General features: G+C 60.7%; 12 protein-coding genes. 6 read left to right on the forward strand and 6 right to left on the reverse strand.

Features of this window, described 5'->3' with window-relative positions:
• The first annotated feature begins 42 nt into the window (after positions 1–42).
• Positions 43–1107 carry a GGDEF domain-containing protein gene (locus QD357_RS02895; protein WP_107108266.1) on the forward strand — a complete coding sequence of 355 codons (1065 nt, stop codon included), beginning with the start codon at positions 43–45 and terminating at the stop codon, positions 1105–1107.
• A 65-nt stretch (positions 1108–1172) separates the two neighbouring features.
• Here the strand turns inward: QD357_RS02895 and QD357_RS02900 are convergent, their stop codons facing one another.
• The gene (locus QD357_RS02900; protein ID WP_107108267.1) at positions 1173–1781 is read right to left on the reverse strand and encodes a pyridoxamine 5'-phosphate oxidase family protein; all 609 of its coding nucleotides are present in this window, start codon (positions 1779–1781) and stop codon (positions 1173–1175) included.
• 58 nt (positions 1782–1839) lie between these two features.
• Positions 1840–2811, reverse strand: coding sequence for an alpha/beta hydrolase (locus tag QD357_RS02905; protein WP_107108268.1), 972 nt, complete (start codon positions 2809–2811; stop codon positions 1840–1842).
• A 45-nt stretch (positions 2812–2856) separates the two neighbouring features.
• Here QD357_RS02905 and QD357_RS02910 point away from each other — a divergent pair, with 45 nt between their 5' ends.
• Entirely contained in the window at positions 2857–3342 is a 486-nt protein-coding gene (locus QD357_RS02910; RefSeq protein ID WP_107108269.1) for a MarR family winged helix-turn-helix transcriptional regulator, read from the forward strand.
• Here the strand turns inward: QD357_RS02910 and QD357_RS02915 are convergent.
• Positions 3336–4535, reverse strand: coding sequence for a low temperature requirement protein A (locus QD357_RS02915; RefSeq protein WP_107108270.1), 1200 nt, complete (start codon positions 4533–4535; stop codon positions 3336–3338). The two genes, QD357_RS02910 and QD357_RS02915, sit on opposite strands and share 7 nt — an antisense overlap.
• Before the next feature lie 25 nt (positions 4536–4560).
• Positions 4561–4935: a gamma-butyrobetaine hydroxylase-like domain-containing protein gene (locus QD357_RS02920; RefSeq protein WP_107108271.1), complete on the reverse strand. Its 375-nt coding sequence runs from the start codon at positions 4933–4935 to the stop codon at positions 4561–4563.
• Between the two features lie 134 nt (positions 4936–5069).
• Here QD357_RS02920 and moaA point away from each other — a divergent pair, with 134 nt between their 5' ends.
• Positions 5070–6119 (forward strand): GTP 3',8-cyclase MoaA, encoded by a 1050-nt coding sequence (gene moaA / locus QD357_RS02925; protein ID WP_107108537.1) that lies wholly within the window; start codon positions 5070–5072, stop codon positions 6117–6119.
• An 80-nt stretch (positions 6120–6199) separates the two neighbouring features.
• Here moaA and QD357_RS02930 read toward each other — a convergent pair whose 3' ends face one another.
• Positions 6200–8749 carry a methyl-accepting chemotaxis protein gene (locus QD357_RS02930; RefSeq protein WP_414124025.1) on the reverse strand — a complete coding sequence of 850 codons (2550 nt, stop codon included), beginning with the start codon at positions 8747–8749 and terminating at the stop codon, positions 6200–6202.
• Positions 8750–9082: 333 nt separating this feature from the next.
• Here QD357_RS02930 and QD357_RS02935 point away from each other — a divergent pair, with 333 nt between their 5' ends.
• From QD357_RS02935 to mobB, 3 genes are read left to right on the forward strand one after another with little or no spacing between them, the layout of a single operon-like run.
• Positions 9083–9994 carry a DMT family transporter gene (locus QD357_RS02935; protein WP_414124026.1) on the forward strand — a complete coding sequence of 304 codons (912 nt, stop codon included), beginning with the start codon at positions 9083–9085 and terminating at the stop codon, positions 9992–9994.
• A 10-nt stretch (positions 9995–10004) separates the two neighbouring features.
• Positions 10005–10655 (forward strand): molybdenum cofactor guanylyltransferase MobA, encoded by a 651-nt coding sequence (gene mobA / locus QD357_RS02940; RefSeq protein ID WP_107108538.1) that lies wholly within the window; start codon positions 10005–10007, stop codon positions 10653–10655.
• Positions 10652–11182 carry a molybdopterin-guanine dinucleotide biosynthesis protein B gene (mobB, locus tag QD357_RS02945; RefSeq protein ID WP_107108274.1) on the forward strand — a complete coding sequence of 177 codons (531 nt, stop codon included), beginning with the start codon at positions 10652–10654 and terminating at the stop codon, positions 11180–11182. Before mobA ends, mobB begins: the two co-directional genes overlap by 4 nt.
• A gap of 53 nt (positions 11183–11235) precedes the next feature.
• Here the strand turns inward: mobB and QD357_RS02950 are convergent, their stop codons facing one another.
• A complete protein-coding gene (locus QD357_RS02950; RefSeq protein ID WP_107108275.1) occupies positions 11236–13707 on the reverse strand; it encodes an OmpA family protein in 2472 nt (823 codons plus the stop codon).
• Between the last annotated feature and the right edge of the window lie 148 nt (positions 13708–13855).

Genomic DNA, 13855 nt, shown 5'->3' on the forward strand with positions numbered 1-13855 from the left:
TAAAAACAGTGCTTTCATGAAATCATTTAATGGAGTTCGCCGATGAGTACGGTGGTTGCGCCCAAGGCGCAAGTTCCCGACGTGGCAGGACAGATTACCTATGCCATGCGATCCATGGGGGTCGCGCCGATCCCGCGCAATTACGAACTTTTCTATGAAGCCTATATTGGTTCCAATCCTGCCTTGACCCGCGAGCTTGCCGCGCTTGGCAGCAACGCCACGCAGGAAGAATTGGACGCACTCGGCGCCCAGCACTTCGCCCACCATGCCGGCCGGATTTTCGACGACGCTCACACCCGCCTGATCACGGAGCTCGATGCTGTACTGCGCACGCTGCGGCAAGAACAGACTTCACTCGAAAGCTACAATCGGCTGCTGGGCGAAACGTGCGAACGTATCACGTCCAAGAACAACAACAGCGTCGACCTGCTACGCAGCGCCATCGACATGCTGGCGGAAGCGACCGGCGACACCATGGCGCACGGCGAAAAGACCGTCGAGAATGTCGCCCAGCGCAGCCACGAAATGGACCAGGTGCGCAAGGAGTTGGACGAATACAAGCGTATCGCCAATACCGACTCTCTGACGCGACTCTCCAATCGCCGCGCCTTCGATGATCGCCTGGCCACCATCTTCGACAATCAGATGGCCCGCCCCGTCACTGCGCTAGTGCTGGCCGATATCGATTACTTCAAGAAGATCAACGACACCTACGGTCATCCGGTCGGCGACAAGATCCTCGCGACCGTCGCCTCTCTCATCCGTGCCAATGTCCGCCGCGACGCCTTCGTCGCCCGTACCGGCGGCGAGGAATTCGCGCTGATCCTGGAAGGCACGCGGGAAGAGGTCATGGCGGTCTGCGAACGTATCCGCCGTGCACTCGAGGCAACGCCGTTCAAGAACTCCCGCACCGGAGTCAACTACGGGCCGATCACTCTTTCGCTCGGCATCTGCATGGCCTCGGAAGCCGGAGATCCCGGCGAACTCTACAGCAAGACCGACATTGCGCTCTATAGCGCCAAGAACGCCGGCCGTAACTGTAGCAGTATCTACCAAGACGGTATGCAGAAAGACTTCACGAAAAGCTGGCTAATCTACAAAAGCTAGAGCTGAAATCAGAACTAGAGCCAATCCGCCGGCGCCGCTCTTCCTGGCGCGCCGGCGGATTTTTATTACCACATGCTTTTGGCGGCTCGCGCCGGCCATTCGCGGTCATAGGTCTCTTGATCGAAATCGCCCTTCGCCGCCTTCAGCAACATGCCGGGCGTCGGCAGGCTCGCCGGATCGATAAATGTCTCCGTCTTCCAGAGTTCGGCACGCATCACGGCCCGCGCGCATTGGAAATAGACCTCGTCGATGGTGATCACCACGACGCTGCGCGGATGCTTGCCCTCCATCTCGAAGCTCGCCAGCAGGCTTTCCTCGATGGAGACGACCGCACGGCCATTGAGGCGCATCGTGGTGTTCGAGCTGGGAATCAGGAACATCAGCGCTATGCGGGGATCCCTGACGATATTGGCCAGTGAATCGACACGATTGTTGCCGCGCCAGTCGGGAAGCAAAAGCGTCTTGTCATCCTGCACGCGCACGACACCGCCCAAGTCACCGCGCGGTGAGCAATCCAACCCTTCCGTGCCTACCGTCGCCAGCGCCATGAAGGGCGATGCTTCGATCATCCGGCGATAAAGTGGCGTCAACGCAGTGGTCACCTTGGCGATCGATGCTTCGCTCGTGCCGCCATAGAGCTCATTCAATTCTTCAACGGAAGTGATGATCCGCATGTTACCTCACGTCATTTTGATCCGGATACCGGCGGGTTAGACGCAAGGCGTGACGCTGCTATGACACGCGCCTCACCGAGGTCCGAAGTAAGGATATAACCGTTTCACCGTCGGTTTCGAACGCATTTTCTTGAAGTGACGCCGGCGCTTCCGCCAGGAACTCGCCGATCGCGGCCAGCACGGGAGCGGCGCTGACGATACGGCGATGACCGAAGCCGTTTGCCCAGAAAAGGCGAACATGATCGCCCGCGGTGGCATAGGCGCGGGCATGATCGGCGCTGACTTCCTTGTCGTCTTCCGCATGGATGATCAGCACGGGCCTGCCGAGATCGTGAACGCTGCGTCCGGCGGCATAATCCCCGAGCGGCCTGCCGGTGACGCGACCGACCTCCGCCTCAAGCGCTGCCTGTGCCGCGGCATCAAGCTTCATCATCCCGCCGAAATCCGTGAACAGCCAGCCCATCGCGCTCGGTGCGCCGATCAGCACTAGGCGACCCGGCAGAACCGGGGCGATGCCCGGCAGAAAGCCGGCCGCGGCCAGTGCGATAGAAGCTCCGCCGAAGGAATGGCCGATCATGGCATCGAAGGCGCCAAATCGCTCCGCCGCCGCAGCGATAGCCGAAACGGCGAGGCGTACATTGAGGAAGCGCCCTGGCGAGCGGCCATGGCCCGGCAGATCGAGCGAGATCACTTCGGCACCGGTATTTGCGAGAAAGACGGCGAGTTCCGACATGTATTCGCTGCTCGATCCCCAGCCATGGACCACAAGAAAGCGCTTACGCTCGCCCTTGGCACCACCGTTTAAGCGATGGCTCATCGCCTGTCCGCCTTGGAAAGACAGCATGATCTGCTCGGCGGAATTCAGACGCGCTCTGCCCTGTGCGTGCGCAGCCTCCGCCTTGGCGCCTTGCGGCCGGCGCGACGCCGTCAGGCAGAAAAGCTTGAAAGCGGCCTTGCCGGCAAGTCGCGGCGAAATCCTGCCAAGGCTGGATAGGCCCAGCCGGGTGACCTTAAGCGCAAAGGATGGCATAGTGGGAATCCAATAATGTTCAATCATGAACAATAAAGTACAACGATGAATAAAAATCAATCCCTGCCCTGGGACCATCCGCGTTTTCGTAGCTGGATTGCCGTTGCCCGCGCCTGCCAGCTCATGCAGCAGTCGCTCGGTCGGGCGCTCGCCCATCTCGATATCAAGCCGCCGCATCTCGACATTCTCGTCAATCTCTTCCGCTTCGAAGGCATCTCGCAACAGGAATTGGCCCGCAAGCTGCTGGTCGGCCGCTCCAACATGAGCATGCTATTGCCGCAAATGGAGAAACGCGGCCTGATCGAACGTCGGGGCGACAAGCACGACAAGCGCGTATTGCGGCTTTATCTGACCGGCGAAGGCCGGCGCGTGACAGAAGAAGCGATGGCCATCCAGACCGACCTCATCGACCGCATGCTCTCGGACGCGCCGCTCAACGAATGCGAAATCATGACGGCGCACATGGAGCGGATCGTCAGCCTGTTGCTGCAGGACGAGCGCGAGCCGCTGGAAACAATCGGCGATCAGTGATTGCTTGACCGGCGGCCCAACGGCACTGTACGGTTCAGCGAGGCGAATTCCCATATTGCCACGACGAGAAGTACGGCCGTGGCGAGGATGCCGAGTTGGTAGACATCGATCTGGGAGAGCGCGAGAACCAGTAGCGCTAGCCCCGCAAGACCGGCAATGTGCGACAGCGGAGGTCGGCCGGTCGTCGCCCCTTTGAACCAGAGATTACCGATCAGGAACACCGCCGGCCCGCCAAGGATCGCCGCTCCCGCATTCATGTCGGCCGGGTCATGGGGATGGGAGAATAAGAACTCATGGCCGACGACGCTCAGAATGATGCCGGCCAGAATTGGAATATGCGCATAGGTAAAAGCCTGTCGCGCCAGGCTGCCGGGTGTCTCATCCCGTTCGATACGCTGGGCGGCGCGTTCATGGCCGAATCGGAAATAGATCCACCACATGGCGACCGTGCCGACGAAGACGGTGACGAATACCGCAACGATCAGCGGCGAAAGCGGCTGTTCGGCAAATGTCTTGCCCGCCTGCAGGATCGCCTCGCCGAGGCAGATGATGATGAAGAGCGCACAGCGCTCGGCGAGATGTGCACCGGAAACATCCCAATCCGCAGCGGTCGACTTGCCAAGGCCAGGCACGGCGAAGCCGAAGGCGGGTGCGGCATATTCGATCGCGAGTGCTGCGAGCCATAGCGCCACCCGCGTCTCGCCTTCCGTTACGGCGCCGGAAACCCAGAAGATGCCAGACAGTATCAGCCAGCAGGTGATACGGACGAAATTCCGATGATTGGCAGGGCTGACGTCCTTGAGGGCATAGACGGTAAACAGCGAGCGGCCAACCTGCATGAACACATAGGCGCCGACGAAGAAAACGGCCTTCTCACCAAAGGCATCCGGAATAGAAGCTGAGAGAACCAGCCCGGCGAACATCAGCACGAAAAGCATGATGCGCACCGGCATACGATCGGGATCGAGCCAGTTCGTCACCCAGACGGTGAATATCCATACCCACCAGACGGCAAAAATCAGCATGCCTGCTTCGAGAGCGCCGAGGGGCGTGAAATGATCGCCGAGCGCATGCGAAAGCTGGGAGATGGAGAAGACGAAGACCAGATCGAAAAACAACTCGACGAAAGAGACCCTGCTTTCGTTTTTGCTGCCTTTGGCGCGCAACCAGCTTCCCGGATCCCCACCTGCCATGCCGGCCCCCTTGCTACTGACAGTGCTAGTGCGGCTTACCCGCCACGTCGCGGCTCAAGCCCTTTTCCTTCAGTTCAGCCTCATAGGCAGCGAAAAGCTCGGAAGCTTTTTCGCCAAGTTCGCGAAGATAGGCCCAGGTAAAAATGCCGCTGTCATGCATATCGTCGAAACCGATGCGGACGGCATAGTTGCCGGTCGGCGTCATGGACATGATGCCGACATTGCGTTTGCCGGGCACGGTGATCTTTTGCCCCGGCCCATGTCCCTGCACCTCGGCCGATGGCGACAGCACGCGCAACATTTCCGCCGACAGATCGAAGCTCGCGCCGTCATTGAAGCTCACCACCAAGTGATGGCGGTCCTTCGACACTCTCAATTCGGTTGGCCAGACGTCGCTCATCGATTTTCCCATGCGTTTCAATGCGTCCAGGAGAAGTAGGCCGCCAGTCGCTCACGCGCAAGTGCATTCGAAAATGCATTTCCCTTGACGCAACAATCGCCTATGCACACATTAACATGACAACGGAGGTTTTCGTGAACAGCATTGTCGGTACGATAGGCAACGGATCGCCGCTGGTGGCGGATGCGTCACCGATGATCGACCCCTTCGGGCGGGCGGTCACCTATCTGCGCGTCTCCGTGACCGACCGCTGCGATTTCCGCTGCACCTATTGCATGGCGGAACACATGACCTTCCTGCCGAAGAAAGACCTGTTGACGCTGGAGGAGCTGAACCGGCTCTGTTCCGCCTTCATTGCCAAAGGCGTCCGTAAGATTCGACTGACCGGCGGCGAGCCGTTGGTGCGCAAGAACATCATGTTTCTGGTGCGCGAGCTCGGCAAGCGCGTTCAAAACGGTGGGCTCGAGGAGCTCACGCTGACCACCAATGGTTCGCAGCTCTCCCGCTATGCCGAGGAACTCTATGATTGCGGCGTGCGTCGCATCAATGTCTCGCTCGACACGCTCGACCCGGACAAATTCCACGCCATCACCCGCTGGGGCGATTTCGCCAAGGTGATGGAAGGGATTGACGCCACCCAGAAGGCCGGCCTGAAGATCAAGCTCAATGCGGTGGCGCTCAAGGACTTCAACGAGGTGGAGATACCCGAGTTGCTGCGTTTCGCCCATGGCCGCGGCATGGACCTGACCGTCATCGAGACGATGCCGATGGGCGAGATCGAGGAGGACCGCACAGACCGGTACTTGCCGCTCTCCAAAGTGCGCGCCGATCTCGAACAGCAATTCACGCTGACCGATATCCCCTACAAGACCGGCGGTCCGGCCCGTTATGTCGAAGTTGCCGAAACCGGCGGCCGTCTCGGCTTCATCACGCCGCTGACCCATAATTTCTGCGAGAGCTGCAATCGTGTCCGCCTGACCTGCACCGGCACACTTTACATGTGCCTCGGCCAGAACGATGCCGCCGACCTGCGCACGGCGCTACGCGCCACCGAAGATGATGCGCTTGTCTATGCCGCCATCGATGAAGCCATCACCCGCAAGCCGAAGGGTCACGATTTCATCATCGACCGCACCCATAACAGGCCGGCTGTTGCCCGCCATATGAGCGTAACGGGCGGCTGAATCCATCCGATACAAAGATGAAGCGCCGGACAGGACATCCGGCGCTTCAATCGTTTATCGTTATCGTCTCAAATATGACTTCAGGCGGCGCGATACCGGTCCATGCCGTTATGGTGGCCTTCATACGCCCCGTCGCCATCGCCGGTGCGGAAACGATCGATCTTGTCGGAGAGCATGTCGACGCGTTGGCGCAGGCCATGGATTTCGGCGTTGTTTTCTTCCACCATCGCCGCATTTCTTTGGGTGATCAGCTCGACCTCGCCGACCGCCCGCGTCACCTCTTCGATGCCCGTCGACTGCTCGGCCGTTGCGGAGGAAATGTCGGCCACAAGCTTCTGGACGCCGGTCACATGCCCGATGATTTCGCAGAGCGCAGCGCCGGTCTGCTCGACCAGATAGACGCCATTCTGCACCTGCGAGGAGCTTGCCGAAATCAGGCCCTTGATCTCCTTCGCCGCGTTGGCGCAGCGCTGCGCCAGTTCCCGCACCTCTTGGGCAACGACGGCGAAACCTCGACCGGCCTCTCCGGCGCGAGCCGCTTCGACACCGGCATTCAGTGCCAGCAGGTTGGTCTGGAACGCGATCTCGTCGATGACGCCGATGATCGTAACAATCTTTTCGGACGAACGATTGATCTCACTCATGGCGCCAACGGCCTTGGCGACGACTTCGCCGGATTGGGTTGCATAGGCCTGGGTCTCGTTGACCGAGACCGCCGTCTGCTTCGCGCGGTCGGCGGTGGAGCGCACGACCTCGCTCAGACGGTGGAGAGCCCGCGAGCTTTCCTCAAGGGCCGCCGCCTGCTGCTCGGTGCGGCGTGCGAGATCGTMGGCAGAAGCGGCGAGATTACCTGTGCCGCCCTTGATCTCCTCGGCCGTGTAACGGACATCCGTCAGCGTCTCGCGTAGGGCTTCGACAGCGTGATTATAGGTGAAGGCCATTTCGACGAAATCAGCGGAAAGGTCCTCGCGCATGCTCTCTTCCAGATTGCCGTCGGCAAGCTTGGCAAGAACATCGGCCAGCGCATTCAGCGCCTGCTTCTGTTCAGCTTCAATGCGGGCGCGATCGGCGGTGCGCCGTGCGTTTTCCTCCGCCGACAAAGCGCGGGCGCTTTCGGCCTCCCGCTCCAGCCGGACATTTTCCAAGGCGGCATCGCGGAAGACGGTAACGGAGCGCACCATATCGCCGATCTCGTCGCCACGATTGCGGCCGTCGATCGCCACTTCCAGGTCGCCGCTGGCAAGCCTCGTCATGATTTCCGTAACCCGCTTCAGCGGTCCACGCAGCGTCTCGACCAGCATCAGACCGCCGACGATGGCCAGCAGCGTGCCGAGGATCATGGCAATGACGGAAACATTGGCGGAGCGCTCGCTGTCTTCCTTGCCGATCTCCTGCGCTTGGGCAACGAAGCTGCGCAGCGACGTCATCGCATCCGCCAGCAGCGTGTTGGAATCGACCCGCGTCTTTTTCCAGTCGGACGCGGTCTGCAGTAGATCCGCCGAACCCTTGGTCACGCTATCGATCAGAGGCTGAGTATGGCTAGCAAAATCGCGCATGGTGGCATTGGTCGGGCCGAGCGCCGAGATCTTCGCTCCGACGTCGTGCAGATCCTTCAAATCGGCGACAACGGCATCCCGCGAGGCGCCGTCCCGCACATTCTCCATCCGGGCGGCATGCAGCGTCAGGTGATCGATCATGACAAGCGCCTGGTCGACATGATCCAACAACTCTTTCTGGCTGTCGATGATCTTGTCGAGGCTGACGAAGCGGTCCGCAGCCGTGTCGCTGTTCTTGGCCGATTGCAGGGTCATATCCCCTTCGATCTTCACGAAGCTCTGCAGGATCGGTCCCATGGCCTCGACCTTCTGGTCGGCCGTGTCGCTGCCCTTTAGGACAGCGTCGAGTTTATTGGCTGCATCGGCCGCGCTGTCGACCAGCGCGGCACCGCGCTTGGAAACCAGGGCTTTCGACGTGGCGACCTGCTTGAGGATCGCATCGGTATAGGTACGGGCATCCGTGATTTCCTCATTGGAATCGGTGGCCATCTGCACCTGGATGCGCAACTTGCTCATCTTGTCCGACAGGCCCTTGAAGGCCGCGGCATCATAAAGCAGTTCCTTGGCAAAGGTTTCCTTGTCGCCAAATTCCTTGCGGATGATGTCGATCTGTTTTCCGGCTGCCTTGCCGCTGGCATCGATGCCCGACACGGCCTTCTGGATCGCATCGACATCGCTGTCCTGCTTTTGCTTGATATTCCAGAGAGCGGTCGTCTGATTGCGCATCTGGTCGGCCAGAGCGCTGACGGCGGAAATCTTGGCGCGCTGATTATTGCTGAGCAGGCCACCCAGGCGCTGCACGCCCGCGGCCTGCGCATCGATCTTGTCAGTCAGCGCCTTACGCGTCTCATCGGATGGCGACGTGGTGAACTCCTGCAGAGCAGCCTGCAAATTCTCGAAATCGCTGATGTTTTCGATCGTCGCCCGAGTCACGGTCATATGGCCGTTGAGGATATTGGCCGTGTGATAGCCGACCAGGCCGATACCGGCGATCAGCACCACCAGCGGTATGACGAAGATAAGAACCTTGGTCACGATACGGCGGCTTTGCAGAAGACGATCAATGAAGAACATGCCACGCCCCAATGAAATTGGTTGGTATCCGGCGTAGGCGGGACAGTCATTCCCTGCTGCGCTGCGGTAGATGCTTCTGCCTCATGCAAAACTGAGCCGAGCGTCCGGAAATTAGATTGAATAAGGATTAATCGCGAACCTAAAAGATTGTACCATCTGCCAAAAATCAGCAATTCTGTCCCATTTTCGCGATTTCGGCATAATGGTTGGCGCGGTCAGCTCACATTTTCATTGCAACGCACCATCGAATTTGATCATCCCCTACACCGTGAACGATTCCCATTTGCGGAAAACCGCAGTAGAGCGAGCTCATATATCTAGGGAATCGCTTTTATGCCGCTGACGAAGAATACGCAGGGCGCGCTATACATGGCCGCAGCAATGGCCGGTTTTTCCTGCAGCGACGCACTTTCCAAATCAGTCATCGTGGTGATGAACGCCGGTGAGATCATGTTTCTCCGCGGGCTTTTTACCAGCGTCTTCGTCTATCTACTCGCATGGCAGATGGGCGCCTTGCGCTCCTGGAAAGTTATTCTGCAGCCGATGATCGCGCTGCGCGTCGTCTGCGAAGCGATCGCGGCCATAACCTACATCACCGCGCTCGGCATGATGCCGATTGCCAACGCCTCCGCCATCCTGCAGGCCCTGCCGCTCGCCGTCACCCTAGGCGCGGCCCTGTTCCTGAAGGAGCCGGTCGGCTGGCGGCGCTGGACGGCGATCACCGTCGGCTTTGTCGGCGTGCTCATCATCATTCGCCCCGGCCCCGATGGCTTCACGACGGCTGCCCTGCTCGTTGTCGCCAGCATGTTCGCCACCGCCGCCCGCGATCTGGCGACGCGTTGCGTCAGCAAGGATGTGCCGTCGCTGATGGTGACGGTCATAACCGCGATTTCGATCTCCATCTTCGGCGCTTTGTCGATCACCCCGCTCGGCGGCTGGCAGCCAATCAGCTTCACGCCGTTCTCGCACATCCTGCTCGCGTCGATCCTGGTGCTCGTCGGCTATCAATCGGTGATCCAGGCGATGCGCACGGGCGAGATCTCCTTCGTCGCACCGTTCCGTTATCTAAGCCTCATTTGGTCCGCATTGCTCGGCTTGCTGTTCTTCGGCGAGACGCCGGATGCCTGGACCATGATCGGCTCCGCCATTGTCATCGCCTCGGGTCTCTATACATTCTATCGGGAGAGCAAACGGCAAGCGGCCGAGCGTGTCGCCCAGGAATCCGAGCCGCGTGTGCCCGCCTGAGGTCGCCAGCATGCCCGGCTTCATCACAAATCCCGCCGATATCCCGCCCTATCTGCTCGCCGGCGGCCGCTCCAGCCGCATGGGCGCGAATAAGGCGCTTGTCCTTCTCGGCGGCGAAAGCCTTCTGGCGCGCATAGCGACTCGCATTGGACAGCAGCAGAGAAAATCGATCGTGCTCAATGCTGATGCCGATTGGTCGGATACGGTAGGGCTGCCGCTTCTTCCCGATACCCTCCCCGGCAAGCTCGGCCCGCTTGCCGGCGTGCTCACCGCCATGCGTGATGCGGCGAAAAAGCACCCGCAGGCTTCGCATATCGCCACCGTGCCGATCGACAGCCCATTCTTTCCGAGCGATCTCGTCGCGCGGCTGGCCAAAACGATTGAAGGCCGAGACGAAATCGCGATAGCTGCGTCGTCGGGCCGCGATCATCCCGTGTTCGGCCTATGGCCCGTCTCGATTGCCGACGATCTCGAAACCTGGATTCTTGGTGATGATAAGCGGCGCGTCAGGGATTTTCTCGCCCGCCATATTGTCCGAAAGGTCGACTTTGCTATGATCCAAACGCCGATCGGTCCCCTCGATCCATTCTTCAACGTCAACACGCCCGATGACCTGATCGCCGCAGAAACATGGCTCGCGGCATTGGAGCAGACACCATGACAACGATGCGACCCAAAATCTTCGGCATCGCCGGCTGGAAGAACTCCGGCAAGACCGGCCTTGCGGTGCGGCTTGTCACCGAGTTCACCCGCCGCGGCTACAAGATTTCGACGATCAAACATGCTCACCACGACTTCGACATCGACAAGGTCGGCGCCGACAGCTTTCGTCATCGCGAAGCCGGAGCGCATGAAGTCACCATCGTCTCCGGCACGCGCTACGCCATCATGCACGAACTGCGCGGCGAGCCGGAACCAAGCTTCGAGGAAATCCTGGCGCGGCTCGCCCCTTGCGACCTCGTCCTGATCGAAGGCTACAAGCGCGAGCCGATCCCCAAGATCGAAGCCCGTCGCCTGGAGGCCGCCAACCGAGCGCCCTTGGCGCCGCAGGATCCGCATATCGTCGCCATAGCCGCTGATCATCCAGTGGAAGACACTGGCGCGCTGACCGTTTTCGATCTCGACGATACGCTTGCGATCGCCGATTTCATCGCCGCGACGGTTGGCCTCAGCGAACCGGCAAAATGAAAAGGCCGCCGGACAAAGATCCGACGGCCTCACGCGTTTGAGACAGGAAAAGCTTACTGAGTTGAAGCGACCGGACGTACCAGCGCCGTAACACGGCGGATGGTAACGCGACGGTTTTCCTGCTCGGGCCCCTGCGTATTCACCTTGAGATATTGCTCGCCGTAACCCTGGGTCACCAGGTTTTCCGGCGGAATGCCGTAGACATCGCTGAGGACGTTGGCGACGGATTCGGCACGCTGGTCGGAAAGAACCAGGTTGCTTTGCGCAGTGCCGACGGCATCCGTATGACCTTCGATCAGGAAGGTCTCGGTTGGGTCCTTCTTGACGATCTTGCCCATGGCGTCGGCAACGCCGCGCAGCGAACTTGCCTGCGACATCGGGATTTCCGCACTACCCGTCGCAAAGGTGATCGTATCGAGGTCGATACGGCGCACCTTGTCGCGGATGCGGGCGGAATAACGCACTTCGTTCAGCGAATAGACCCGCTCGACCGGCTCGACCGGCGGTTCGCGCAAGAAGCCGTAATAGTCCGCCTGGCGGTCCGTGCCAGTATCGATGATGTACTGGTTCACCGGAATGCGCAGGCGCATCGGCGGCAATTCGTCACCGGGATCGCGGAAGTAGTCGTCCTGGTCCGGCTGATCCTCCAGTTCCGGCGAATAGAACAGCACATATTCGCGGCCGCGCGCGTCGATGCGCGAGCGCTGAATGACGTCGCCATAGCGATTGCGCACCGTGATAATGCGATCGCCATCCGGCCGGTCGATCGTTTCGCGATAACGGTCGCGCGGAAGCTGCTCATAGGTCGGACGTTCGCCGTCGCGAACGAAGCGCTCGCTGTCATCGTGACGGACCACAAAGTTGTTGTCGATATTCAGGATGACGCGATTGTCCTGAGTGCCATTCGGCTGAACGGCGACACCTTCCGGCGCCGCGAAATCCGGCCGGCGATCAAGCCGTCGGCCCTGCTCGCTGGTAATGGCTTCGATCCTCACAGGCTGTTGCTGCTGTCCGCCGAGCGCGCGTTGCGCTTCGGCATCGGAGGTCGGTGGCTTGGCATAGGCCGGCTGCGGTTGCACCGGGGCGTTCTGCCCTTGTTGCGTCTGAGGCTGGGCCTGACCTTGAACCGGCGCCTGACCCGCCTGACCGCCGGCGGCTTGGCCACCCTGACGAAGGCCGCGCCGTGCCGTGTCCTTATCGCTATCCAGCACGGCAGCGCCGTTCTGCACCGGCAGAATGACGGTTTCGTTGGTGGCCGCAGGATTTTCCGCGATCTTCTTTCGGCGCTCGAGTTCCTGAGGCGAGACCGGTGCGGCGGCGGGAGCTGCTGTCTGGGCGCCCTGCTGTACGGCACCATTGGCCGGTGCCTGCGCGGCGTTACCCTGGGCGGGAGCACCGGTTTCGACGTTCGGCTGCGCTTGTTTGCCAGTCTGCGGAGCGGCCTGATTCTGCGGCTGAGCCTGCAGTCCCTGGCTTTTCTGAACCGGCTGCTGTTCGGGAGCGGCAGCAGGCTGCTGTCCGGTCTGCTGCTCATTCAGCGGCAGCTTGTGGCCCGGCTTCTGTCCCTGCTGCGTGCCGGGCTCGACCTGCGTTCCCGGCTGAGCCTGGGTATTCGGCTGGGCCTGCGCTGCGGAAGGAGCTTGTTTCAGGGCTGGCGCTGCCTGCTGCTCAGTGGAAGGAGCCTGCTTCGGGGCTGGCGTTGCCTGCTGTTCGGCCGGTTGCTGTGCCGGCGCTGCCGATTGATCTTGCTTCTTCTGATGCTTCTTTGGCTCGGGCTGGCCTTGTGTCTCCGGCTGAGCCTGTTGGCTCTGAGACTGTTGCGTGGCCGGGGCCGGTTGCTGTGCGGGCGCGGCCTGCTTTTCCGCTGGTTGCTGAGCAGGCACCGCCGGCTTTTCTGCCGGCTGCTGAGCGGGTGCCGCCTGCTTTTCCGCCGGCTGCTGTGCCGGTTCAGCCGCCTGCCCCTGCGACTTCTGATGCTTCTTCAGTTCGGGCTGGGCTTGCGGTTGCGCTTCAGGGGCAGCCTGTTGCTGAGCGGCCTTCGTCTGCGGCGTTGCCTCCGGCTGCACCGCTGGCTGTTGCTCCGCATTCTGCTTAGGCTTCTTTTGCTCCGGCTGAGCCTGCTGGGTTTCCGGTGCGGCCGCCTTGGGCTGCTGCGTTTCCTGTTGCTGCTGCTTGCCCGGCTTCGCCTGTTCAGGCTGAGCTTCGGGCTGCGCTTCTTTCATCTTGTGTTGCGGCTCTGCCCCGCCCTGCTGTGCCGGCTTCTGGCCTTGCGGTTCTCCCTGCTCGGCAGCACCTGGCTTCTTGTGCTTGCGCAGTTCTTCCTCGGATTGTCCGTCCGGAGCCGGCTGCTCCTGGGCAACTTCGAAACTTGCATTGCCGTCGATGGCCGCCGATTTGGCGGCATCATTGCTCAACGGTGCGATGGGCTGTTCGCGCAGCGCTGTGGCGGCGGCGGGCTCAAATGCCAGTGTTAAGGACAGCAGCGGAAATGCTGCACTGGCAAATAGTCTGGATCGCTTTCCCATAGTTGGGGTCTCCTTTTATTATCATTATCCGCCGAGGTGCGGATCCCAGCCCATGGAGCTGATGCCCGATGATCCCGGCCAATTTTCGGTGCCCATAGGGCTGAATCGCGGCAGGCAGTGATATGTTCCGAACAATTAGGCACGCAAA

Source organism: Rhizobium sp. BR 317 (assembly GCF_047445835.1).
Lineage (GTDB): Bacteria > Pseudomonadota > Alphaproteobacteria > Rhizobiales > Rhizobiaceae > Rhizobium > Rhizobium paranaense.

Excerpts from the sequence above, each read along its gene's own strand:
- mobB (WP_107108274.1), top strand. The coding sequence starts at position 10,652 with ATGACAACGATGCGACCCAAAATCTTCGGCATCGCCGGCTGGAAGAAC.
- QD357_RS02910 (WP_107108269.1), top strand. The coding sequence starts at position 2,857 with ATGAATAAAAATCAATCCCTGCCCTGGGACCATCCGCGTTTTCGTAGC.
- QD357_RS02895 (WP_107108266.1), top strand. The coding sequence starts at position 43 with ATGAGTACGGTGGTTGCGCCCAAGGCGCAAGTTCCCGACGTGGCAGGA.
- QD357_RS02950 (WP_107108275.1), bottom strand. The coding sequence starts at position 13,707 with ATGGGAAAGCGATCCAGACTATTTGCCAGTGCAGCATTTCCGCTGCTG.
- QD357_RS02920 (WP_107108271.1), bottom strand. The coding sequence starts at position 4,935 with ATGAGCGACGTCTGGCCAACCGAATTGAGAGTGTCGAAGGACCGCCAT.
- QD357_RS02900 (WP_107108267.1), bottom strand. The coding sequence starts at position 1,781 with ATGCGGATCATCACTTCCGTTGAAGAATTGAATGAGCTCTATGGCGGC.
- mobA (WP_107108538.1), top strand. The coding sequence starts at position 10,005 with ATGCCCGGCTTCATCACAAATCCCGCCGATATCCCGCCCTATCTGCTC.
- QD357_RS02905 (WP_107108268.1), bottom strand. The coding sequence starts at position 2,811 with ATGCCATCCTTTGCGCTTAAGGTCACCCGGCTGGGCCTATCCAGCCTT.
- QD357_RS02915 (WP_107108270.1), bottom strand. The coding sequence starts at position 4,535 with ATGGCAGGTGGGGATCCGGGAAGCTGGTTGCGCGCCAAAGGCAGCAAA.
- QD357_RS02935 (WP_414124026.1), top strand. The coding sequence starts at position 9,083 with ATGCCGCTGACGAAGAATACGCAGGGCGCGCTATACATGGCCGCAGCA.